This window comes from Oxynema mangrovii CENA135, from assembly GCF_016632315.1.
Taxonomy (GTDB): domain Bacteria; phylum Cyanobacteriota; class Cyanobacteriia; order Cyanobacteriales; family Laspinemataceae; genus Oxynema; species Oxynema aestuarii.
Genome location: NZ_JAEOXH010000001.1, coordinates 1,663,007 through 1,686,759, shown reverse-complemented (window position 1 = coordinate 1,686,759; position 23,753 = coordinate 1,663,007). Strand labels below are relative to the sequence as shown.

At 51.3% G+C, this 23,753-nt stretch carries 15 protein-coding genes and 1 pseudogene; 10 read left to right on the top strand and 6 right to left on the bottom strand.

Annotated elements, in window-relative coordinates; translation table 11 throughout:
* Nucleotides 1-129: 129 nt before the first annotated feature.
* The 7 genes from galE to JJD41_RS06695 all read left to right on the top strand — a co-directional run bounded on the left by galE (nt 130) and on the right by JJD41_RS06695 (nt 9,395).
* The gene (gene galE, locus JJD41_RS06725; RefSeq protein WP_200665251.1) at nt 130-1,146 is read left to right on the top strand and encodes a UDP-glucose 4-epimerase GalE; all 1,017 of its coding nucleotides are present in this window, start codon (nt 130-132) and stop codon (nt 1,144-1,146) included.
* Nucleotides 1,147-1,162: 16 nt separating this feature from the next.
* Nucleotides 1,163-1,936, top strand: coding sequence for a class I SAM-dependent methyltransferase (locus tag JJD41_RS06720; protein ID WP_200665250.1), 774 nt, complete (start codon nt 1,163-1,165; stop codon nt 1,934-1,936).
* A gap of 15 nt (nt 1,937-1,951) precedes the next feature.
* The gene (locus JJD41_RS06715; RefSeq protein WP_200665249.1) at nt 1,952-3,502 is read left to right on the top strand and encodes an asparagine synthetase B family protein; all 1,551 of its coding nucleotides are present in this window, start codon (nt 1,952-1,954) and stop codon (nt 3,500-3,502) included.
* 40 nt (nt 3,503-3,542) lie between these two features.
* Nucleotides 3,543-4,508, top strand: a complete 966-nt coding sequence (locus JJD41_RS06710; RefSeq protein ID WP_200665248.1) for a hypothetical protein — start codon at nt 3,543-3,545, stop codon at nt 4,506-4,508.
* Between the two features lie 74 nt (nt 4,509-4,582).
* Complete coding sequence (locus tag JJD41_RS06705) at nt 4,583-5,830, top strand: glycosyltransferase family 4 protein (protein ID WP_200665247.1); 1,248 nt, start codon at nt 4,583-4,585, stop codon at nt 5,828-5,830.
* Nucleotides 5,831-5,905: 75 nt separating this feature from the next.
* Entirely contained in the window at nt 5,906-7,117 is a 1,212-nt protein-coding gene (locus JJD41_RS06700; RefSeq protein WP_200665246.1) for a glycosyltransferase family 4 protein, read from the top strand.
* 229 nt (nt 7,118-7,346) lie between these two features.
* Nucleotides 7,347-9,395 (top strand): ABC transporter ATP-binding protein, encoded by a 2,049-nt coding sequence (locus tag JJD41_RS06695; protein ID WP_200665245.1) that lies wholly within the window; start codon nt 7,347-7,349, stop codon nt 9,393-9,395.
* Nucleotides 9,396-9,472: 77 nt separating this feature from the next.
* Here the strand turns inward: JJD41_RS06695 and mutY are convergent, their stop codons facing one another.
* The 3 genes from mutY to JJD41_RS06680 form a co-directional block, all read right to left on the bottom strand.
* Complete coding sequence (gene mutY / locus JJD41_RS06690) at nt 9,473-10,627, bottom strand: A/G-specific adenine glycosylase (RefSeq protein WP_370583743.1); 1,155 nt, start codon at nt 10,625-10,627, stop codon at nt 9,473-9,475.
* 74 nt (nt 10,628-10,701) lie between these two features.
* The gene (locus tag JJD41_RS06685) at nt 10,702-12,561 is read right to left on the bottom strand and encodes a protein kinase domain-containing protein (protein ID WP_200665244.1); all 1,860 of its coding nucleotides are present in this window, start codon (nt 12,559-12,561) and stop codon (nt 10,702-10,704) included.
* A 133-nt stretch (nt 12,562-12,694) separates the two neighbouring features.
* Nucleotides 12,695-13,455, bottom strand: a protein-coding gene (locus JJD41_RS06680; protein WP_200664346.1) for an IS5 family transposase whose coding sequence is annotated in 2 segments (ribosomal slippage) — nt 12,695-13,029 and nt 13,029-13,455 — 762 coding nt in all. Because the reading frame shifts where the segments join, the coding sequence is not laid out codon by codon here.
* 431 nt (nt 13,456-13,886) lie between these two features.
* Here JJD41_RS06680 and JJD41_RS24665 point away from each other — a divergent pair.
* The 3 genes and pseudogenes from JJD41_RS24665 to JJD41_RS06660 form a co-directional block, all read left to right on the top strand.
* Nucleotides 13,887-14,460: pseudogene (locus JJD41_RS24665) on the top strand (nuclease/transposase family protein); the annotation flags it as partial.
* Between the two features lie 218 nt (nt 14,461-14,678).
* The gene (locus JJD41_RS06665) at nt 14,679-15,452 is read left to right on the top strand and encodes an SPOR domain-containing protein (protein ID WP_200665241.1); all 774 of its coding nucleotides are present in this window, start codon (nt 14,679-14,681) and stop codon (nt 15,450-15,452) included.
* 307 nt (nt 15,453-15,759) lie between these two features.
* A complete protein-coding gene (locus JJD41_RS06660; protein WP_234488532.1) occupies nt 15,760-17,316 on the top strand; it encodes an NAD(P)H-hydrate dehydratase in 1,557 nt (518 codons plus the stop codon).
* A gap of 872 nt (nt 17,317-18,188) precedes the next feature.
* Here JJD41_RS06660 and JJD41_RS06655 read toward each other — a convergent pair.
* The 3 genes from JJD41_RS06655 to JJD41_RS06645 all read right to left on the bottom strand — a co-directional run bounded on the left by JJD41_RS06655 (nt 18,189) and on the right by JJD41_RS06645 (nt 23,502).
* Nucleotides 18,189-20,009, bottom strand: coding sequence for a serine/threonine-protein kinase (locus tag JJD41_RS06655; protein ID WP_200665240.1), 1,821 nt, complete (start codon nt 20,007-20,009; stop codon nt 18,189-18,191).
* A gap of 49 nt (nt 20,010-20,058) precedes the next feature.
* A complete protein-coding gene (locus JJD41_RS06650) occupies nt 20,059-21,993 on the bottom strand; it encodes a serine/threonine-protein kinase (protein WP_200665239.1) in 1,935 nt (644 codons plus the stop codon).
* Nucleotides 21,994-22,056: 63 nt separating this feature from the next.
* Complete coding sequence (locus JJD41_RS06645) at nt 22,057-23,502, bottom strand: hypothetical protein (protein WP_234488531.1); 1,446 nt, start codon at nt 23,500-23,502, stop codon at nt 22,057-22,059.
* Between the last annotated feature and the right edge of the window lie 251 nt (nt 23,503-23,753).

Below are 23,753 nucleotides of genomic sequence, written 5' to 3'. Positions count from 1 at the left end.
ACGATCGCGGGCGATCGCTAGAACTCTTCTCTTTTTTTTCGTAACAAATTGATGCGATCGTCCCGATTTTTGCGTTTTACTGCGAAAATTTCTACCAGCGTTTAGAAAACCGTAAAAAAGGACTCAACCGTGAGTGAGGTTAACTCTACAATTCTCGTAACAGGCGGAGCCGGATATATCGGTTCTCATGCCGTTCTCGCCTTAAAACGGGCGGGATATCGCGTCGTCATTCTCGATAATTTAGTGTACGGACATCGAGAACTTGTCGAAACCGTTCTCGATGTCGAATTAGTGAGGGGAGATACCCGCGATCGTCCCTTACTCGATCGCCTCTTTCAAACCCACCCGATCGCCGCCGTCATGCATTTTGCCGCTTATGCTTATGTCGGCGAATCCGTCACCGATCCGGCGAAATATTACAGCAATAATGTCACCGGAACCCTGACTTTACTCGAAGCCATGTTAGCGGCTGGAGTCAAAACATTTGTCTTTTCTTCGACTTGCGCGACTTACGGCATTCCGCAACAATTACCGTTAACCGAAGACCACCCACAAAACCCGATCAATCCCTACGGAATGACCAAATTAATGGTCGAACGGATGTTAATTGATTTCGATCGCGCTTACGATTTTAAATCCGTGAGTTTCCGCTATTTTAACGCAGCCGGAGCCGATCCGAACGGGTTACTCGGCGAAGATCACGACCCCGAAACTCATTTAATCCCCCTAGTCTTGCAAACCCTGTTAGGAATGCGCCAATCGATCGCCATTTACGGCACCGATTATCCCACTCCAGACGGAACTTGTATCCGCGATTACATCCACGTCAACGATTTAGCTTCCGCTCATGTTTTAGGCTTAGAATACTTACTAAAAGGAGGGACAACTGACTTTTTTAACTTAGGCAGTGGCGGCGGTTTTTCAGTCAAACAAGTCATCGAAACAGCCGAAAAAGTGACGGGGCAGAAAATCCCCACCCAAATCGGCGATCGCCGCCCCGGAGATCCGCCCAGTTTAGTCGGAAGTTGCGAAAAAGCCGCCAAAATTCTCGGCTGGACTCCCCAATATCCCGATCTCGAAGCTATCATAAGTCATGCGTGGCAGTGGCACCAAAAACGCCACGGTAGCGCGATCGCCGGAGAGTGAATTCGGAGAATAAACCATGTCCGACAATTCCCAACTGTCTTATCGTTCCCAACTTTACGAACGATATCTGACCACCACCTACGATCCGGGAAGTAATTTAAACGACAAATTACTGCAATATAAAGCCGACCAATACGCCCGTTATTTCGGTCCTTATTTACCGGAGAATAGAAACGCAAAAATCTTTGAAATTGGTTGCGGACCCGGTGCTTTTTTACGGTGCTGTCAGCAGTTGGGATATCAGGAATTGCGCGCGATCGATCTCTCCCCAGAATTAGTGCAGTTTTGCCACGATCGCGGCTTTACTCAAGTCGAATGTACCGATGTTTTGAGTTACTTACATCAGTGCGACGAACAGTTTGATATCGTCGTCATGAGTGACGTTCTCGAACATTTGAGTAAGTCCGAAGCCCTCGAAACCTTGTCTTTAGTCCGCGATCGCCTCGTTCCCGGAGGTCGGGCGATCGTGCGCGTTCCTAACATGAGCAATCCCTTTAATATTCGCACCTTTTTTGGAGATTTCACCCACGAACTCCCGTTAACTAAAGATAGTTTGCGTCAAATTTTGCAAGTCACTGGATATGAAATTTTAGACATTAAAGGCGAATTTTCCCTACATCAACGACGCTTAAAACAATGGTTTTACGATCGCCTCTTGTGGAATGCCTTTCACATCTTCTTAAAAGAAGTCATGCATTTCGAGGTCGATGTCGTTCGTGGCAAAAACTTAATTGCCGTTGGGGTGAATCCCAGCAATAACACGCGATCGAATGCGGACGAACACCAATAAATAGGAATTAAATTGATGGTGGACGAGACTCAAGATTATCAGCTTAATATTATTGGATATTGTTCCTTAAACCGCGATCGCCTCTTGCAGAAATTTTTACAAGATGGGGTGGAAAACTTCCCTCGTCTCGGTGGAAATTACGCGATCGCGATCGCCCACCCTTCAGAGACTTATTTAATTACCTCAATTTACGGCGTTTGTCAATACTATTATACCGTTAAAAACGGCAAAATTTTCCACGACGAAACCGTTCTCGGCGTCTTACAAAAAAGTGGATTATCCTGGTCGTGGAATTGGGAAGCATTAGGAAACTTACTCGGATTAGAACATCTTTTAGAAAACGAAAGTTTGCACCCGGACATTCACCGCGTCCCCCCGGGAACTATTCTCCATTTTAAAAACGGTCAGTTAAACCAAAAAACCTTGACTTGGGACGAAATTCACCCCCAAATTTACACCGACCCCGACACTGCACTCGATGACTTCAATCGAGAAATTCAATGCTGGACGAATACTCAGCCTGTCGTGTCCATGTCCGGCGGATTTGACTCGCGTTTAATTCTCAGCAGCTTTCTGCGACAAGGGTGCAAACCCGATTTGCTCACCATGGGATTCGATCGAAGTACCGATGTTATCATTTCCCGACAAATTGCCAAAAAATTTAACTTAAAATTAGCCGTTTCCCAACTCAAACTCGAAGATTATTTAACCTACGGTTCCCAAATTGTCCGCTTAACCAACGGAACTAAAACAGCGCGCCATTGGCATACTTATTTATATGTCAAACAAGCTCAATTAAACCCCAATACCAGCTTTTTTGTCGGGACAAACGGGGAATTTGCCCGCACCTTTTTCTACGATCGCGGTTGGGAAGCGATCGAGAAACAATGGAAAGAACCCGAGGCAAGTTTGGCGAGACTTTGGCAAGGGTATTTAAAACGGGTTTTTCAACCGGAAGAACTGCATCATTTAACCCCAGAGTTAGGGCGGCAATTAGACGAGACGGGACGGCGCGATCGCGTGGAACACTTAATCGATCTATCTTACCATCAATTCTTACCCGGTTTAGATCGATTTTATCTCGAACAGCGAGTCAAAAATTTTATGGGAAACGGCTTGACCCTCTACGGTGCCAATATCGGCTGGCGGGCGCCTTTTTTAAGCCAGAATTGGGTCAATACAATTTGGCACTTAAGCCGAATTTGGAAATTGGGTTCCCACTGGCATCGATTTGCCATTCAGAAAAATTGCGCTCAACTTTTAGCTTTTCCAGAAGAGGGAAAAAGCTTAAAAATGTCGGCCAAACCACCCCTACTTTATTGGAAGCGAAATAATCAATATCCGGTGAGTCCTTATGCGAATTATGCCGAATGGTTTGCTACTCCAACGATCGCCGATTTCGTGCGCGATGGCGCGCAGATGTTATCCGATATAATTGATTCTAAAATCGTGGATGCGATCGTAGACGAACACCAAAAACAGCAAAACCGTACTCCGGCGATCGCCTTTTTTGTTTCTACTATCTTTTGGAAAGATTTACTCAAGCAAAATCAGCTTTGCCAATAATGAGTGATTTTAAAAACTTACATTGAATCCAACTAAACTGATGAGTAATCCCTTCAAGTCCTTCGTTAAAACCTTAATTCCCCGATCCTGGAATACCGAGATCCAAGAATATCTCAGTCTCCCGGGTCAACTCGCGAAAACAAAACAAAAACTGAATGAAACAATTCGCCTTTTGGAAGAAAGCGAAAGGCGAGTTAAAAATTTATCGACGCTGATTTTATCAGAAAAATATCCCGAACTGCAGGAGAGGCGATCGCCGAAAACTGACTTAAATAGTAGAGAATTTAAACTCTATTCCCAATATGGGGAAGATGGAATCTTACTCTATATTTTCTCTAAAATTGGAACGACAAATCGCCGCTTTGTCGAATTTGGTATCCAAGACGGTCGCGAGTGCAATAGTGCCAATCTTTCTCTCAATTTTGGCTGGGAAGGATTGCTAATGGAAGCGGACGAAGACTTTTTTAATGCTGCCAAAAGATACTATCAAAAGATGCTCGGTCAACAGGCAGATCGGGTGAAGATCGATCGCTGTTTGGTAACGGCAGAAAATATTAACGAAAAACTGGTCGAGAATGGAATAGAAGGCGAGATCGATCTGCTTTCAATCGATATTGACAGTAACGATTATTGGGTCTGGAAAGCGATTTCTGTGATTTCGCCGCGCGTGGTGGTTGTCGAGTATAATGCTTCTCTCGGCGACGAAGCAGCGTTAACGGTGAAATACGAACCTGTTTTCGATCGCTTTGAAAAACATCCGACTGGGTTTTATCACGGCGCCTCTCTCGCCGCATTTACTAAATTAGCTAAAGTTAAAGGTTACAGGCTGGTAGGTTGCGATTCTTATGGCGTTAATGCTTTTTTCGCGCGCGAGGATGTGGCGGCGGATAAGTTGGCTGAAGTGACGGTAAAAGAGGCGTATTATCCCAGTTATATCCGCGTGCAGAGATACAGCCAGCAAGAACAATGGGAAGTTGTAAAAAGTTTGGATTTTGAGGGGGTTTAACCGTTGTTTACAAATGGTTTTTGAATGGAGTAAAAACATCGAATAAGTTCTAAATTTTCTAAATTATTTTAATCGTGAATTCACTTTTAGTTACGGACACTTTTTTGCCCCGGATTGGCGGACGAGAAAATTACTATCATGCTTTATTTACCCATCTGGAAGGGGAAAATGTAAAGATCGCCACGCCAGATTTAACGGGGAATTGGCAGGAGTTCGATCGCGCCTACCCCTTGCCGATTCTGCGGATTCCAGAATTCAGTCAAAAGTGGTTTAAGTGGGGACGTCCGGGACGCTGGAAATGGTGGAAAATTTTAGCGGAAATTCACGGGAAATCGCCCCTCGATTGCGTGCATTGTGGCGTGGTACTTCCCGACGGGATGACGGGGTGGTTATTGTGGCAAACATTAGGGATTCCTTACATCGTTTACACCCACGGAAAAGAAGTTTTAGAAAATCAACGGGATTCGGAAAAGAACTTGTTGATGAATCTGGTGTTTTCCCAGGCGGCGCGGGTTGTTTCTAACAGCCATTACACGGGAGAGTTGGTCAAAGCGTGCGGAGTGGCGCCGGAAAAGGTGGTGCGAATTACGCCGGGAATCGACGTGCGCCAGTGGCGGAACGTCCCGGAGGGGGAGCATTTGCAAGCTTTGCGCGCGCGCTACGACCTGGAAAATCGCCCGGTGATTTTAAGCGTCGGTCGCCTGTTGGAACGCAAGGGGATCGATCGCACGATCGCCGCCCTGCCGCGAGTGCTGGCTAAATTCCCCGAGACGGTCTATCTCGTCGTCGGAGACGGTCCCGACCGCGATCGCCTCGCAAGACAGGTGGAAGAGCTGAATTTAGGGCAATCCGTCCGGTTTACGGGGGCGATGTCCGACGCGGATCTCCAGGCGGCGTACCATCTGGGGACCGTGTTCGCGATGGTCAGTCGTCAGCCCCAAGGATCTCACGAAGTGGAAGGGTTCGGCATCGTCTATCTGGAAGCCAATATCTGCGGGTTGCCCGTGGTGGCGGGTCGCAGTGGGGGCGTTCCCGATGCGGTGGTAGACGGGAAAACCGGGTATTTGGTCGATCCGGAAGACCCGGAAGCGATCGCCGCCGCGATCGTTCGCTTGCTTGAAAATCGACCGTTGCGGGCGCAAATGGGCGAATTCGGGAGGGAACGGGCGATCGCCGAATTTGATTGGTCGCGCCGTGCGGTTAAACTACAAACATTAATGGCACGGGTGCGCGAGGAATACCCGGGGCGATCGCTCCCCAGCCAAGTCTGGCAAACGGTTCCGTTTTTGTTACGCCGACGCATCGTCAACGATCGCATGTGAGGGCGAGCGATCGTCGGGCTGCCCCCTCCTGTCAATTGTTATCGTTAAACTCAACACCATTATCGCGAGTCGATCTTGAAGTTAGCGAATCCGCCCAAACCGAAAAAAGTTTCAATCGTCGTCAGCGACCTTTCCGTGCGAGGGGCCGGGCGTTGGGGGGGCGCAGTCCGTCCGTTTCTGCTCGCCCGGGTGCTGCAAAAGCTCGATTACGAGGTCGAAATCGTCGGCTTTTTATTTGGCGAAAAACCGCCGTTCGAGCCGAATTTAGGCATTCCCATCGTTTATATCCCCGGGGAGAATTACCCGCGATTCGTCAACGGGGCGCGCCAGTTGCTCGATCGCCTCGACGGGGATATTATCTATGCTTATAAGCCAAAACCGAGTAGTTTTGGGTTGGGAATTTTGAAAAAATTTCTGACCAAACGGCCCTTACTGCTCGATATCGACGATTGGGAACTCAGTTGGCATGGGGGAGATGGGTGGCAGTATCGCCCGTCCGATCTCAAACAATTCGGGCGCGACTTGTTGAAACCGAACGGTTCCTTGAGAAATCCAGATTATACCCTCTATTTAAAATGGATGGAACGTTGGGTCTCGCGAGCCGATCGCGTCACGACCCATACCACCTTTTTACAGCAGCGTTTTGGCGGTTGTTACCTTCCCAACGGTAAAGACGTGCATCTTTTCGATCCGAGTTTGTACGATCGCGAGGCGGCGCGATCTCGTTACGGTTTGAGCGACTATCGGGTGTTAATGTTTCCCGGGGCGCCCCGCGCTTATAAAGGCGTCGAAGATGTCCTCGAAGCGCTAGATCTGTTACAACATCCCGATTATCGCTTGGCGATCGTCGGGGGCAGCCCTTACGACGATTACGACGAGCGTCTCAAACGCCGTTGGGGCCATTGGATCGTGCAGTTGCCCACGGTCGAGCCCCAACAGATGCCCGCAGTCATTGCCGCCGCCGATGTCATCGTCGTTCCCCAACGGGATACCCCGGCAGCCAAAGCCCAATTTCCTTTAAAATTAACCGATGGCATGGCAATGGCCAAACCCGTTCTCGCGACGCGGGTGGGAGACATCCCGGAGATTTTAGGAGACACTGGATATCTCGTCGATCCCCACGCTCCCCAACAGTTGGCCCGGGCGATCGAAACCATTTTTGAAGATTTCGCCGCCGCCGCCAACCGAGCCGGGCGATCGCGAGAAAGATGCGTTAAACTTTACAGTTTTGAGGCCATGTCTACTATTCTTTTCAATCTTTTTGCCGAACTGGACAGACCTCTTTAAGACTGCGAATTTTTTTTCGAGACCATCTGATGGAGCGATTGCCGTGATGCCATGCTTAAATCGACAATTGAAATGGGAGTTATACGGTTAAAAGCAGAAAATCTATAATGCTATCATTGTGTTTAAATTTATTTAAACCCCGGAAAGGGATAGCCATGAGACGATCGCGCGATCGGGTCAAACTCCCCTGTCAAACTCGTGCATAAATTAGTGACGCAGGAAATCTTGAATGTCTCCTAATAAACTTCTCCTGCAATATGCTTTTCAGCGCCCATTATTACTTATTTTTACCGTCTTACTCGGTTGGGCAGGAGCATTATTTAATGGGGTCAGTACCACGTTAATCGTCCCAGTACTGTTAGTGTTTCTGGGACAAGATTTGATGCTCCAGCAAAGTCCGGCAGTGGTGAAAGCGGTCAGCTCCGTCTTTACTGGCATTCCGCAAGAGTATCAATTGGCAGTGATGACGGCGGCTATTTTGCTGGCCATTTTGCTCAAAAATATTACTTCGATCGCCAGTACGGTATTTGGCGGTTATCTCTCGCGATCGGTGGTTAAAAACATTCGCCTTTCTGGAATTAAATTGGTTTTAGACTTAGAACTCGATTATTATTCAAAAACCAAAATCGGCGATATCATTAACTGCATCAATCAAGAAATAAACCGCACGGCCAACGCCATTCGGACCGGGATCCGAATGACGACTCAAATGATTACAATTTTGATTTATTTGGCCTTTTTAATTTCGATTTCTTGGCAACTGACTTTAGCCTCCACATTAGTTTTAGTTTGCCTCCCCTTAGTCAGCCAATATTTTGTCAAGCGTTCTAAGAAATACGGTCAAATTCTTTCCGATAAATCTCGGGTTTATTCCGGCTCGTTTTTAGAAGCGTTAAATGGCATTCGTCTGGTCAAATCGACGAGTAACGAAGAATACGAATATTTAAAACTGAAACAGGCGATCGAAGAACGAGAAAAAGCTGAGATGGACTCTCAGATTAACTTTGCGCTGATCAACCCCATTAATGAAATGACCGGGTTGCTCGGACTGTTCGCGATCGTCTTATTAGGTCGCGCGTTCTTCTCCGAACAAATTAACGCACTTTCGGCGAATTTATTACCTTATCTGTTATTTTTATATAAATTGCTTCCCGTTCTCGGCCAACTCAACAACAGCCGCAGTGAATTTGCCAACTTCGTGCCGAGTACGATTTTAGTCAACAACTTCCTGCGTCGGGACGATAAGCTCTTACTCGAAAACGGCTCCTTACCGTATCGGGGCTTTAAAGAAGGGATTGGCTTTAATGGGATTTGGTTTTCCTATCCCGGACATACGGAAGTCGTTCTCAAAGAGATTAACTTGTGGTTGCCCAAAGGTAGTACCTTAGCCTTAGTCGGCGGGTCGGGGGCAGGGAAATCGACCTTGGCGGATTTGCTGCCGCGATTTTACGACCCGACGGAAGGGTGCATTACGATTGACGGTAAGGATATCCGAGAATTTGACATGCGATCGCTGCGGCGGGCCATGGGAATCGTCAGTCAGGATACCTTTTTGTTCAACGACTCGGTTCGCAAGAATATCGCCTACGCCCGTCCGGACGCCACCGATGAAGAGATTCTCGAAGCCGCCAAACGCGCCAATGCTTACGAGTTTATTGTCGATCTGCCCAAAGGGTTCGACACGATTCTCGGCGATCGCGGGATCATGCTATCCGGGGGACAACGCCAACGGATCGCGATCGCCCGGGCTTTATTAAGCAATCCAGAAATTTTGATTCTCGACGAAGCCACCAGCGCCCTCGATACGGTCTCCGAACATCTGGTCCAACAAGCATTAGAAACCTTGCGGCGCGATCGCACTACCTTAGTAATCGCCCACCGCCTTTCTACCGTCCAAAATGCCGACTGTATCGCCGTCATGGACAAAGGGCGCGTCGTCGAAACGGGAACCCATCACGAATTGCTCGAAAAAGGCGGTTACTACACCAATCTCTACGCGATGCAGTTCTCGGAAGATACCCGCGACTTGATCAAACAAGCGCGCAACGAAACCCTAATCGGTACCTCTTACGAAATCCGAACCCGCCTCAATCCGATGATCGGCTTTTTACGTTTACTCGTCGATGACATCGTCGATTCTTCCGACGAACGCAACGAACTGATTCTCGAATCTTACGAATCCGCCTTGCGCCTCCTCCATACCCTGGAATTTTTGGAAAATAATGCCCGCAATCAAATTCGCACTACCTCTGCAGATTTGGAAGCGGAAAAGTTGTGATCGGAGTTTAGAGTTTAGATCGAGGGCGATCGCCGTTCTAGCGACGGAGGAGGCGCTCAAGTGGCTGGCGCTACGGACTATCCGCGAAAATTACTGTCGCGCAATGCCTCGATAATTTTGACATTGGCTTTGGGGAAGGGGAAGTTATCGAGTTCGTCCACATCGACCCAGCGAATTTCGTCGCATTCGATCGCCTGGGGTTCCCCACTCAAATGACGGCAGTGATGAACCGTCAAAGTGACGCGAAAATGGGTGTAAGCGTGTTCGATTTCGATCAGGCGATCGCCCACCGCGATTTCGATGCCGAGTTCTTCGCGAATTTCGCGGGCGATGCACTCTTCCATCGATTCTCCCGGCTCGATTTTGCCGCCGGGAAACTCCCACAAGCCGCCTAATAATCCTTCCGGGGGGCGGCGGTCGATCAGCAGTTCGCCGCGATCGTTCCAAATGACGGCGACACCGATGGTTTTGTGGGGAATGGGCGCAGAAGTTTCTCGCATGGGTATTTGTGACTGTAAGTTGTACTGACGAGTTTGACACCGATCGCTCCAGGGACAGAGCAAACAGGTGGGATTTTTCGGGGTGCACACCGTCGCCCCTAAATCCATCAGCGCTTGATTGAAATCTCGGGGGTTACGGCGGTCGAGGAGGCGATCGGATAACGCCCACAAGGACTTTTCAGCCTGTTTGACCGGGACTTCGAGGGCGGTGAGTCGCGCTAAAATCCGCTTGACGTTGCCATCGAGAATCGGCACGGGAGCGTTAAAAGCGGCACTGAGTATGCCCCCTGCGGTGGTGCGTCCGATCCCGGGGAGTCGGATCGCGGAGTCGAATTCGCGGGGAAAGACACCGCCGAAATCGCACACGAGCGCCTGCGCGGCCCGATGGAGGTTGCGCGCCCGGGCGTAGTAACCCAAACCCTGCCATGCTTTGAGAACGTCTTGCAAGTCCGCAGCCGCCAGATCGGCGATCGTCGGGAAGCGATCGAGAAAGCGATGGTAGTACGGGATCGCGGTTTTAACTTGGGTTTGTTGCAGGGCAATCTCGGAAACCCAGATTTTGTAAGGATCGCGGGTGTGTCTCCAGGGTAAATCCCGACCGCGCGAGCCGTACCACCCCAGCAGCGATCGCCGCAACTGCATCAGGACGGGATCGGAGAAGATCTCGCCCGGCGTAATCGGCTTGCGGTTGGGTTCGGCAGCCAGAGGGCGATCGGAAGACATGGGAGACATGGAGCACCATTGAGAGAGCGACATTGAGAGCGCACCATTGAGACACATGGCACGGATCGCGGGAAGGGCGCGACTCAAGCACCCAGCGACCAAATTTTAATCGTACAATCATTGCTACCACTGGCGAGCAGTTGACCATCTTCGGAAATGGCCACGGCGTTGACCGAACTGGAATGTTCGTTAAGGATAGCTTTGAGGCTGCCGTCGCTTAAATCCCAGCATTCGATCGTGCGATCGCGACTGGCACCGATTAGGGTTTGGCCGTCCGGGGCGATCGCCACCGCCCAAATTTTATCCGAATGGCCGACGAGCAGATGTAACCGTTGTCCCGTGGTCACGTCCCACAGTTTTAAGGTTTTGTTGACCGTCCCACTGGCGAGGGTTCGACCGTCCGGCGAAAAACACAGACAGGTCACCGAGGCGGAATGGGCCAGTAGGGTTCGTTGGAGTTGTCCGGTTCGTAAATCCCAGAATTTAATCGTTTTGTCGCCACTACCACTGGCGAGGGTGTGACCGTCCGGGGCGATCGCCACACAGGTGACGGCGTAGGTGTGCGCTTGGAGAGTATGCAGCAGTTTCCCGGTGGGGAGGTGCCAAATTTTCACCGTTTTATCAGAACTGCCACTGGCGATCGTTTCTCCGTCGGGAGATAGGGCCACACAGGTGACCCAGTGACCGTGACCGTGAAGAGTTCGCAGGAGTTGGCCCGAGGGCAGGTGCCAAATTTTGACCGTGCGATCGGAACTGGTACTGACGAGGGTGTTGCCATCGGCGCTCAAGGCGATCGCCCACACCGCGTCCTGATGTCCCGCGAGGGTTCGCAAGCGTTGCCCGGTGGCGAGATTCCAGACCTGGATCGTGCAATCCCAACTAGCGCTGACCAGGAAGCGAGATCGCGGCCCGATCGCCACGGACCAGACCGCATCTCGATGCCCTTTTAAGGTGCGAACGAGCTCGATCTGCGGTGAGGGAGTCGGTTGCAGCGTCGTCCCTCGTGGGAGATCGGGGGAGCCGATCGCCGCCAATTCCCGGGCGATCGCCGCCGTCGAAGGCGGGCGCTGTTGCGGTAAATGCGCCATCAGGCGATCGACGAGATCGGCGAGATCGTCTCCGATTTGGGGCGCGCGCGATCGCCAGCGCAACTCGTCCGTATAAGCATCGTAAAACGTCAACGGATGTTCTGCCGTGAGCAAGTAAACAAACGTGCGCCCTAACGCAAAAAAGTCCGACTGTTCCACCGCCCAACCGTTTTCCTGTTCCGGCGGCGCGTAACCCTTCGAGACGATCGCCGTCCCCGCCAACCCGTGGCCGATATTCGCTAAATACGTCCGGGTAATCGAGCGCACGCTGCCAAAATCGATCAACGCCAAATTCCCACTCGGCTGCAGCATGATATTACTCGGCTTGATATCCCGGTGGAAAAAATGCTGGCGGTGTACCGCATCGAGAATGTCGATCAGTTGCCACAACCAGGCGATCGCCCGTCCTTCGTCGATCCCGCAACCGTGGTCCGCCACCCAATCTTCTAAATTCAACCCCGCCATTTTTTGCATCACCAAGCAATGCAACACCCCCTCACCATCGGGCAGAGTTACCGTAAAATGTCCCGTCGCATCTACTTTCGGGATCCCCGGATGATTCAGTTCCGACAACACCCGTCCTTCTTGGTCGAACAACCGCAACGCCTTCTCGCGATCGCCCTTCCTGCCAAAATTGGCTAAATCTAAAACTTTCAACACTTTAGGCGTCGCGCGATCGATCGCCTCGTAAGTATGGCTGAATCCCCCAGTTTTCAAGCCTCCCACCACCCGATAACGCCCTTGCAGATGCAAGTCCAACCCGCAAGTTCGACAGAATAACGCCTCATCGGGATTGTGGGGGTCCGGACAATTGGGATTGATACAATAACTCATGAAGGCAGACAAGAAGGCCACACCTTTTGTTATAGTGATGGCTGCGCTTTTGAGAGTTTGGAGTTTAAATTTTAGAGTTTAAACCTTAGGGCGTGTCATCAATTATGTAGGTTGACAAAAGTGACCAAATGTGGAGGAAAGCGCCTGCGGACATTTAAGCCAGCCAAATCACGGATGCAGCCAGGTAAATGCCACCCAGGAAGTTCACCGAGCGCTTGTCATAACGAGTGGCAATCCCTCGATACTGTTTGAGCTTGGCAAAGAAGTTTTCCACCAGATGTCGGGTTTGATACAAGAATCGATCGTAATCGTGGGCTTGTTTTCGATTCTTTTTCGAGGGAATGACGACTTCAATCCCTCGCTCGTGCAACGGTTGTCTGACTCGTTCGTCGGCATCGTAAGCTTTATCCGCTAGCAGTGCCTGGACTTCCACTGATGGTAGCAACCGCTCGGCACCGACTAGATCACTGGCCTGACCGGGAGTTAAAAAAAAGATATGGGATTCCCCAAAGCATCCACCACCGCATGAATTTTCGTACTCAACCCGCCTCGGCTACGACCGATATTTTCCTCTTCGGCTGAACTCCCTGATGCTCCAGCACTGTGCTGATGCGCTCGCACAATGGTGGAATCGATGGCAGCATATTCGTTATCGGCTTCCTCGCAGAGGACTTGGAAAACGCGCTCCCACACCCCAGTTTTTGACCAGCGAGTGAAGCGTGTGTGGACGACTCGAAAATCCCCAAAGCGTTCGGGAAGATCTCGCCAAGGAATCCCTGCTCGAAAGCGATACAACACGGCTTCGACGAATAAACGGTTATCTTTAGCTGTGACCCCAACTGTACCCGGACGACCCGGAAGCAGGTGTTCAATGCGTTGCCATTGGTCGTCTCGTAAAGCGTAACGCCGTTTCATCCCGGTTTTGAGCTATCTTGAGTGAACGGGTAGCAGGCTACACACATTTCACTATTTTTGTCAATTTTCTTAATTGATGACAGACCCTAGATTTTAGATTGAGGGAATCGGGAAAGAGCCGAAATCTTGCTCACTCACCCCCGACTCCCGACTTCCGACTCCCCACTTCCCTGCTACAATCTTCGATCTTGTTGGAACACCCACTCCAAGGGCGAAACCCAAGGGTCTAAAAACTTAACAACCCTGGGTCTGACGCGGTTGAGCCTACGGACGCCGCGTCAGACCCATAGAAAACTTGCTTTCTGGAGGCTTCGGCGGTAGAAACTAGGAAGCCGCTTAGCTCAGGGCAAGCCCCTTGGACTTAGCTCAGGGCAAGGCTTCTAGGATGGCTTTTCATGCTACACTATTTTGCGTAAGGCTATCCCACGCAAATGATTGTACTAGAGTTTAAAGCCAAAGGGAAGTCAACTCAATACAGTGCCATTGATGAGGCGATCCGAACGGCTCAGTTCATCCGCAATCAAGCCGTCCGTTTCTGGATGGATCGTTCAGGAATTGGGCAGAAGGATTTGTATCGCATCAGCAAAACACTTAAAGATGAGTTTCCCTTTGCTCAAGACTTGAACTAAGCGTGCCTGTCAAGCTTCCATTGAAAGAGCCTATTCTGCGATGGCAAGGTTCTACGATAACTGCCGGAAAGCCATTCCAGGCAAGAAAGGCTATCCAAAGTTCAAAAAGAACTGTCGTTCAGTTGAATACAAGACTTCTGGGTGGAAACTATCAGAAACTCGCAAGCAGATAACCTTTACCGATAAAAAGGGCATCGGCCAGCTTAAATTCAAAGGAACGTGGGATTTAAATTTCTACCCGCTCGAACAAATCAAACGGGTTAGATTGATTCGTCGTGGTGATGGCTACTCTGTTCAATTTCCGATCGAAACGGTTCAAAAATCTCTATCAACTCGAACTCATGTTTGTCGATGTGGATGCACATTAGGTAGAGACCAGAACGCGGCTACTAACATCGTGACTTTTTTGCCGGGGAATAGCAACATTCTAGGGAGGAGGGATGAAGCAGGCAACTCTTAGGAGCGATCTGAGGAAGCCAGCACCCTAGCTGTTAGGGTCGGTGTTGGAAGATCTCACAATAAATAAAGCAGATTCACGTAATCCCTGCAGGTCTGCGTTTGTCGGAAGGTTCTATCTGCGTTTTAGGAATTCCCATGAACTTGTCTCGGTCTAACTTCAGCCAACGGATGACTACCGCGATTCGATGTTTGGCCCTGGTGGGAGGGGGTTGGGCGATCTCCGTCCATTGCGGCGCCGCGATCGCCCAACCTCTGCCGGAAATCCCGGTTTTCCAGGATGTAGAACCCGACGACGATCGCTTTTCACCACCCCTGGGGACTTACGAACCGCCGCCCTACACGCCCCCCAGTGCCCCCCCAGCTCCCGATTCCAAACGTTACCTCGTTTATATCCCTCGGGAAAACGAGCGGGTTTTCCAGCAAGTCCGCCTGGTGGAACCGGAAGCGTTTTACACGCAATATCGGGGCAGAACGGTGATTCAAGTGGGGGTGTTTGAAAATTACGCCAATGCTCAACGGCGATCGCGAGAACTGGAGTTTTACGGGGTGCGATCGGCGATCGCTACGGAAGAAACATCGCCTCCCGTTGCCAGTCTCCCCGCCGCGACGACGAGCGATTTTGCGGCGAACTACCCGCCCCCACCGCCGACGTTTACCGGGACGGTCCCGTCCACTTACGGGGTGAGCGATCCTTATTTTGTCATTGTTCCCGTTGACGCCCGCGACGTTGACGCGACGGTCAGCCAACTGGTGGAAGCGGGAATTCCCACTCAGGACATTACCCCTCGCAATTCGTCGTTGGGAACCTATTTACAGTTGGGGCCGTATCCCGATCGCGTCACGGCTCAACAGGAAAGTGGTTATCTTCAAAACTTCGGATTTGACGCGCGGGTTCGGAGTGGCCTCTAAGCCATTTGGCGTATTTTTACGGTTTTCTGCGAAAATTCTCCAAAAATGGGCGATCGCCCCCGATCCAACTCCCGCTAGTTGTTTTAGAATATAAGTAAGTTCGATCGCGATGATTGAACAGACCCACAAGAGTCCAACGCATCGCCTCCCTAAGATCCGGAATTCTAGTTCCTATTTTCCGTTCCGAAGATCTGAAAAGCAGGAGAAGTTCCCACGTCCGGGCTTCTCCTGCTTTTTGCATGGTTTCAGCCGACCCTCGGCGCTGCGCTCGCGATCTAAACTAATTCTGTAGCCAAATCCAATAGCAATGATGACACGGACCGATCGCAGGAAGGTAACGGTTGAATCGATTCTCGTCACCGCCGAGCAAATGCGGGCGATCGAAGCTCGGGTGTTCGAGGCGGGAATGCCCGTCGCGGCGTTGATGGAAAAGGTCGCCGGGTCGGTCGCGCGTCGCATCGAAGCCTTATTACAGCAAATGCCGGAGGTCTCGCGGGTCGGCGTCCTCGTCGGACCGGGACACAATGGCGGCGATGCGCTGGTGGTGGCGCGAGAGTTGCACTTTCAGGGCTACGCGATCTCCGTTTACCAGCCGTTATCGAAGTTAAAAGCACTGACGAGTCAACACGCCCAGTATTTGGCGAGTTTAGGCGTGCCGTTTGACGAGGAGATCTCGGCGTTAGAGGGATGCGATGTCTTCATCGATGGCTTGTTCGGTTTTGGGTTGGAACGCCCGCTCTCCGGGGCGATCGCCGAAGCGGTAGATCGGTTAAACGAGTGGGATTCCCCGGTGTTGAGTATCGATCTCCCGTCGGGATTGCAGACGGATACGGGGCAACCCCTCGGAACCGCCGTGCGGGCGACTCGCACCTTCTGTCTGGGGTTGTGGAAACTCGGACTGGTACAAGATGAGGCCCTGGCGTATGTGGGGACGCCGGAATTAATCGATTTCGATTTACCTCTGGCGGATATCGAGGCGGTGGTGAACCGTCCCCCTGCACTGCGCCGGATTGTCGGGAATTGCGCGCGATCGCAATTACCCCTCGATCGTCCCCAGGTTACCCACAAGTACAAACAAGGTCATCTGTTGCTGGTGGCGAGTTCCCGGCGCTACAGTGGGGCGGGTTTGCTGGCAGGATTGGCGGCGCGTGCGAGTGGGGTGGGGATGCTGTCGATCGCCGTTCCGGAGTCGTTGAAGTTATTGTATAACGGGCAATTGCCCGAGGCGCTGGTCGTCGGCTGCCCGGAAACGGAAACTGGGGCGATCGCCGCTTTTCCGGATGAGTTAGATTTACAAGGATTTAGCGCGATCGCCTGCGGTCCCGGACTGACCCTCGATGCGGCGGTGGTTCCCGCCATTCTGGACTGTCCCGTTCCGGCAGTTCTCGACGCGGACGGCTTAAATTGGCTCGCCCAAAACGGAACGGTGGAGCGTTTGTCCGCACGGGAAGCACCGACGATTCTGACCCCCCATCCCGGCGAGTTTAAGCGGTTGTTTCCGGAGATCGAACGGACCGCAATGCAGCGCTGCGATCGCGTCCGGCAGGCGGCGGTGACCACTGGGGCGATCGTCGTTCTCAAAGGCGCCCGCACGGCGATCGCCCATCCCGACGGCACCGTCGCGTTTCTTCCCGAGAGTACCCCAGCCCTCGCCCGGGGCGGTACTGGCGACGTCCTCACCGGACTGTTAGGCGGTTTGGTCGCCCAAGGCTCGGTCGGTGAAGGGGCGATCGCTCCCCTGGTGGAAGCGGCGGTATGGTGGCACGCCCAAGCTGGACGGTTAGCCGCCCGCGAGCGATCGGAATTGGGTGTTGACGCTCGCACGTTAACGGATTATTTGATCGCGTCGATCGTTGACCTGTAGGTATTGTAGGTATGCTTTCAGCCTACAAATCCATTCGAGCCATTTTTTTAACTCAAAGAGGGGCAAAACATTTTTCGCCCCTCCAGTGAATTGCTATTCACGATCCTGAAGAATTAGATTCAGAAAAATTCAGTTTCAAATAACGTTCAAATTTTCTCAAATCTGCTCAAAAACAACAACACCCAAGCCATACTCGCCGAGTGATTTCCTCTCTTTTTTAACATTTTGCAGATGACACCGATTCAATCGTTCAGTGGCAGAGCTGCCCTTGTTTTATTTGAGGAAATATCGACCCTCTGGTTGGGTGATGTTGTTGGAGTTTAACGAGACAGATATGAGATTGAACAGCTTTGAACCTCTTCTTATTTAACTTGAACTGGGCTGTTTGTATCTGCCAGGGAAGCCTTGATTGCTTCAATTTCTACTTTAAGGATGGATTCAAATAAGTGCAAGCGATCGATACCAAAGTTTACTCCAGACTGAGTTAATACTTTCAAATTTTGTAACTAGATGTGAAGTTAAGGCGACGGGCGATCCCCGAGATCTCGCGCCCAATAAGCATGACAGACTTTGGCTCGATTTGGCTAGGAACCCGGTCGCCGCCAGACCGAGGCGATCGAATTGGCGCCGTTGCGATCGCCAAACTGCCCGAACCCCTTAAAAGTTAAGCAGGAGGTTCCCCATTGCCCCGACCTTCGAGTTCGCCCAAACGGGCTTCGAGTTGACGAACCCGTTCCTCGGCAATTTCTGCCTGTCTCGAAAGTCAGCGAGGTGTTGCAACTAAGAGAAACCGTAGGTGCAACAATGCTAATACGGGGCTTGCGGGGATGGCTGAAGGAACAAATCGCGGAATGGGGCACTTTGTCAACAATTCAGCGCGCCAGTTTCCAGACTTTAACGCTGCTGTCGCTACTCCCACTGACCAAAATTGCGCCGTCGGGTGCGAACGCCAGCGCCGTAACTGCGGCTTGATGGGCGCTAAATTCGCCCAGTTTGGCAAAGGTATAAGGATTCCATAAAACCGCACATCCCGCACGATCGCCCGCCACCAACAAAGGCGATCGCGGATGGAAGGCGATCGCCTCGATACTTTCGCGATGAGTGAGCGTCGCTAGTCGTTCTTTTGTACTCACTTGCCATAAAATAACCGTGCGATCGCGGCTGGCGGAGGCCAATACTTCGCCGTCCGGACTAAACGCCAGAGCCTTCACGGTGTCTTCATGACCCGTCAACGTCGCCGTTAATTTTCCCGACTCCGCATCCCATAATTTCACCTCACGATCGCCCCCGCCACTGGCAATGTAGCGATGATTGGAGGCGATCGCCACACATTCGACCCAGGCCAGATGACCGCTTAAAGTGGCCAAACTCTTACCTTTAGCGAGATTCCAGACCCGCACGGTGGCGTCCTGGCTGCCACTGACGAAGAACTGACCATTTGCGGAAATCGCCAGAGCATTGACCGGACCGGAATGCTTGGCAAACCAATCGCCGAGCGATCGCACGCACTTGCGCGTCCCCCGATCCCACACTTTGATCGAGCGATCGCTACTACCCGTGAGAATCTGCTGGCCATCCGGCGCAAAAGCCACCGCCTGGATCCCCCCAGAATGGCCGGACATCCAGTTTCCCAGACTGTCCCCGCCTCCCTGTCCGCCGAGATCCCACAATTTAACCTGACTGTCTTCGCCACCGCCGACGACGACCCGCGCATCGGGACTGACCGCGACGCAGCGCACTCGCTCGACTCCGGTGAGTATTTCTACGCAGTCCCAGGCGATCGGATGTAAACTCGCCAAATCCTCTAAAATGGCCGTCGCTGACGTATAGCGTCGCGTGAGAGGTTGCACCATTTTTTCGATAATTTCGACCAAACGGGTACTCATCGGACGCACGATCCGGGTTTTCCACAGTCCCTCTTCCCCTTGCGCCAAGCTAAATAAGTCGCTTTCGGTGACTAATTGAATGCAAGTCATGCCCAAACTATACAGGTCGCTGGCAAATACAGCTTGTCCCGAGAGTTGTTCCGGCGCCGCATATTCCGCCGATCCGATAATTGTGCTACTTCCTCCGGGAGGCGTTCGAGGCAAAAGCTTCGAGGAACCAAAACCGACTAATACGAGGCGATCGCGCCTTTTTGCCAACTCTTGTTCTTCAAATTCATTCAAGAAACTTTTCGTCTTTCTGCGAATAATATTAGCAGGTTTAATATCTCGATGAATGGCAGATTGTCCGTGAACAAATTTTAAAACAGTTAAAATATCTTCGAGTAATTCAATAATTTTAGATTCGGAAAATCCGCCAGTTTCTGCAAGTTCGGCGGCTAAAGTTTTGCCCTCGATCCACTCCTGTACCAGATATTGAGCGTTATCCTGGGTAAAATAAGCGAGTAATTGCGGAATTTGCGGGTGTTTCCCTAATAAGTCCAGTTGCATTGCTTCCCGCTTAAATTGCAGACTCGCTTGTTCGTGATTTCCTTGAGAAGTTAATAAAAGTTGTTTGATCGCACAAGCGGGTTTAGAGGGCAAATCTTCATCAACGGCTAAAAAAGTACGGCTGTACGTTCCTTTTCCGAGGAATTTAACCGCGCGATATCGTTCCCGTAGTAAAAGTTTAGATCCGCAGTTTTGACAGAAGTTATTACTGTCGGGATTTTTGGGTTTGGCGCACCTTGGATTGAAGCAAAAACTCATGACATGTTAGATTTAGATTTTAGATGGGAGAAAAATTGAGATTGTTCTTCTATATTTTATGCCATATTTTAATAGTTCTGTCGGCACTGGCAGTTAACAATTTTTCGGATATCTCAACTGATGACAACTGGTAAATTGTATCGGTATGACCGTTAAGAGTTTGCAAGAGATTTCCTGTTTCTAAATGCCAAATTTTGACTGTTTTATCTTCTCCCGCACTGGCAATAATTCGATCGCCCGTCTGGTTTGCACTCGCAGCAACTGGAAGATAGGCGATCGCGTAGAATGGTTTAGAGTGGGGTTTGGGTTGGGCTAACAGTTGTCCGGTTTTCAGTTGCCAAGTTCGAATAGTTTTATCGCGACTGCAGGTGACGGCGGTGGTTTCATCCGGGGAGATCGCGATCGCGCTAACCGCATCGGCGTGTCCGGCGAGGGTCTTTTGTAAATACCCATTATGCACCTGCCAAATGTCGATCGCGCCGTCTTCATTTCCAGAAATTAACAATTTCCCCGACCGACCCAAACTGAGAGAAACGACTCCACTCGATCGCTGGGGAAAAGTCCGTTTTAAACGACCCGATCGCAAATCCCAAAGTTTGATCGTGCGGTCGAGACTTCCACTCACTAATGTTTGTCCGTCCGGCGCGATCGCGATCGCGGAAACAGGCGCCGAATGTCCCGTTAACGTCCGCAATAAAAACCCGGTTTCGGTTTGCCAAACTTTAATGGTTTTATCCGCACTTCCCGACGCAAAAATCTTGCTATTTTTGGCAATAGCAAGGGTTAAAATCGCACTGGAATGTCCGCTTAAAAGATGACGAATTTCGCCGCTATCCATATTCCAAATAACGATCGCGCGATCGTCGCCGCCACTGATTCCCGTACTTCCATCCGGCGTGACGGCGATCGCGCGGACGGCGCCGCCGTGGTGGGTGAGAGTGGCGATGCAGTCCCACGGGGGCAAACTCGGGACGACTCCCGGGGAAGCAACGGGCGCCGAAACCCTTACCGGGGGAGGTTGTGCGGGTTGTTCCCAAAAAGGGACGGGATCGGAGCGACGATCGGGGTTAGAAAGGGCGCGATCGAGATCCTGTAGCACGTCGTGCGCCGACAGATAGCGCGACTCGATCGCCTCCGCGACCATTTTATCTAAAATATAGGCGATCGCGTCGCCGACATCGCGCCCTTGACGGCGAAGGACTTCCCGCCAAACCCAGCGCAATGCGATCGGGTCGTAAAGCTGACTCGGAGGCGCGCCGCAGAGTAACTGCAAGCAAGTGACCCCCAAACTATACAGATCGCTCGCCGGATAGGCGCGACCGCCGCGCAATTGTTCGATCGGGGCGTATCCTTCCGTTCCCGTTCGCGTTCCCGTTTTCGCCAACCCCGTCTCACTTAAAGATTTAGAAATGCCAAAATCAATTAACACGAGTCGGGTTTGTCCCCCCGGTTCCGGGATCGTTTGAATAATGTTCGAGGGTTTGAGATCTCGGTGAATGACGCCGGAATCGTGGATGAATTGGATCGCGGGTAACAACTCGAACAGGAGGGCGCGAATTTGTTCCTCGTCAAACGGTCCGCGCCGTTGCAGTTGGGTGAGTAAATCGGCCCCTTCGATTAATTGTTGGACTAAATAGAGGCGCTTTTCTTGCTCGAAATAGGCGAGTAACGAGGGGATTTGCGGGTGGCGATCGCCCAATTGTAGCAACTGTCTGGCTTCTTGCTCGAACAATTCCGTCGCTTTCGCCATCGCCTGGGAATTGCCTTGAATTTCCGGCGCGGGTAACAGTTGCTTGATGACACAACGCGCGTTCAACCGATCCTCATCGACGGCGAGGAACGTGCGACCCATTCCGCCTTCGCCCAACGGTTCTAAGGCGCGATAGTGGTTTTTGAGTGAAAGTAGGGAACGACAACTCAGGCAAAACTTGGCGTTGTCGGGGTTGTAAGGCTTTTGACAGGCGGGGTTGAGACAGTAGCTCATTCGATTGGGGCGATCGCGAGACTCAGTTCTATGGTAGGTCTTCTCTCGCCCTTCGCGCCGAACTCAGGATTTATCCAACTGCTGCAATTTTTCCCGCGCGAATTTTAAGAGGTCTTGCGCTTGTGCGGATGCGGTCGTTCCCGGTTCGACTTTCTCCAATTCGTTGATAATTTTAGGCAAATTCGCCGCTAATTGAGGACTGTTCGGGTCGGACAACCCCAATTCTTGCCATGTAACAATTAAGACATTAGCGCGTTCGAGGGCTTGAACCGATCGCCGTTCCGCTTCCAGGCGATTGCGAACGGTGGCGAGGTTGGCTTGATATTCCGCCAGTTTTTGTTGAGCTTCGAGATAACCGGGGGCGTTATTGGGAACCTGTCTGAGGCGATCGAGCGCTTCTTCCCATAACCCGATAATTTGTTGCCAAGTTTCGACCGAATGGGGCGGATTTTGCGAATTGACTGCCGCTTGCATGGCAAAGATTTTCGCCGCGTCGATAAACGTGGCATTCTGGACGGTTTTTTCCGTCGATCCGACCACGACTTTAAAATCCCGTTCCGCCGCCGCCAAACGAGGGCGCACCATCGTCCCGGCGAGAGGGGTGGGAGCAATTTGGGTGAGTAAATCCAGTCCGCTTTGCCATTGTGCGATCGCCTCTTGTTTTTCCGCCCCGGTCGTGGCGCGATCGTAGGCGAGTTTAGCTTCGGCGATCGTCGTTTCCGCTTGCTGTAATTGTTTTTGAGCGTTTTGTTCCTGAAAAACCCGTGCTTCCAGTCGTCCCATCGCTTTGCGCGCCGCCTCGAACTCGTCGAAAGTAAAGCGCCAACTACACCCGAACAAACTACAGTACATTTTCGGTTCGTAGCCTAAAAACCACACCGGGAGTTGGTCTAAATGCTCTCGCGCCTGGGTCACTTTTTCGGCGCCGCGTTCTATATCTTCCGGTCCGGTCGCTTTCGCCACCAATTGGTCCGCTTCTTCCACTAAAGAGGTGGCGGCGCGGTAGTTGCGATCCATATTGATATAACTCGGCAGCAACAAGATCGGAACGGTTTCGGCGACGGGTTTGCGAATCATCGGATAGGGTAAGTTCGCAATCCAGACGATCCCGGTAAAGGCGGCAACTCCCACGGCAACGGAACCCGCAATATAAGCCCACAGTCCGCGCACTGGAGGTTTCGATTGCTCTGCAGTTGCAGCAGTGGCGCTGGTGTGGCGGTTTTGATGACGGGCGCTTTGACGGGTACCCTGTCTGGCAGATTGGGCTTTACTCTCCCCTCCATTAGCTTTGGCGGCGCGGGTGACGACCGCTTCGGGGAAGTCTTCGAAATGACCGATAATTTCAGCTTTGATATCTTCAAAAGAAGCAGGAGATCCCGGATCGGCACGCAGTTTGTCTAACGCTTCAGTCACCATCTTGGCTTCTACGTTAGCAATATCGCTCTTTTGACCGTACTTTTTCAGCTCGCCGACTAAGATTTCATACGCTTTCTCGTTCAAACGCGCCATAACTCTCACCCAAAGATTGACGTTTTTCAAAAGCCGCAATTTCGGCTTTGCTGAATCAAGAGATAAATCTCAGTAGGGGCGAAAAATTCTGTCTCCCTACGTCGGGAGCGGCGATCGGTTTTTGATGTTGATTTCTTGTTTTATCCCTTGTCCACTTCATCTCTAATTGCCGCAACGGTGGTATTTGCACGCGATCGCACTCACTTTAACCTTCTCAGTTTACCGCGATCGCTTGCATAATGCCAGAACTT

What these genes read in the sequence shown, in the direction of transcription:
- mutY (WP_370583743.1), bottom strand. Translation starts at nt 10,627, where the DNA reads ATGTCTCCCATGTCTTCCGATCGCCCTCTGGCTGCCGAACCCAACCGC.
- JJD41_RS06720 (WP_200665250.1), top strand. Translation starts at nt 1,163, where the DNA reads ATGTCCGACAATTCCCAACTGTCTTATCGTTCCCAACTTTACGAACGA.
- JJD41_RS06695 (WP_200665245.1), top strand. Translation starts at nt 7,347, where the DNA reads ATGTCTCCTAATAAACTTCTCCTGCAATATGCTTTTCAGCGCCCATTA.
- JJD41_RS06710 (WP_200665248.1), top strand. Translation starts at nt 3,543, where the DNA reads ATGAGTAATCCCTTCAAGTCCTTCGTTAAAACCTTAATTCCCCGATCC.
- JJD41_RS06655 (WP_200665240.1), bottom strand. Translation starts at nt 20,009, where the DNA reads ATGAGTTTTTGCTTCAATCCAAGGTGCGCCAAACCCAAAAATCCCGAC.
- JJD41_RS06645 (WP_234488531.1), bottom strand. Translation starts at nt 23,502, where the DNA reads ATGGCGCGTTTGAACGAGAAAGCGTATGAAATCTTAGTCGGCGAGCTG.
- JJD41_RS06665 (WP_200665241.1), top strand. Translation starts at nt 14,679, where the DNA reads ATGAACTTGTCTCGGTCTAACTTCAGCCAACGGATGACTACCGCGATT.
- JJD41_RS06715 (WP_200665249.1), top strand. Translation starts at nt 1,952, where the DNA reads ATGGTGGACGAGACTCAAGATTATCAGCTTAATATTATTGGATATTGT.
- JJD41_RS06650 (WP_200665239.1), bottom strand. Translation starts at nt 21,993, where the DNA reads ATGAGCTACTGTCTCAACCCCGCCTGTCAAAAGCCTTACAACCCCGAC.
- JJD41_RS06660 (WP_234488532.1), top strand. Translation starts at nt 15,760, where the DNA reads ATGATGACACGGACCGATCGCAGGAAGGTAACGGTTGAATCGATTCTC.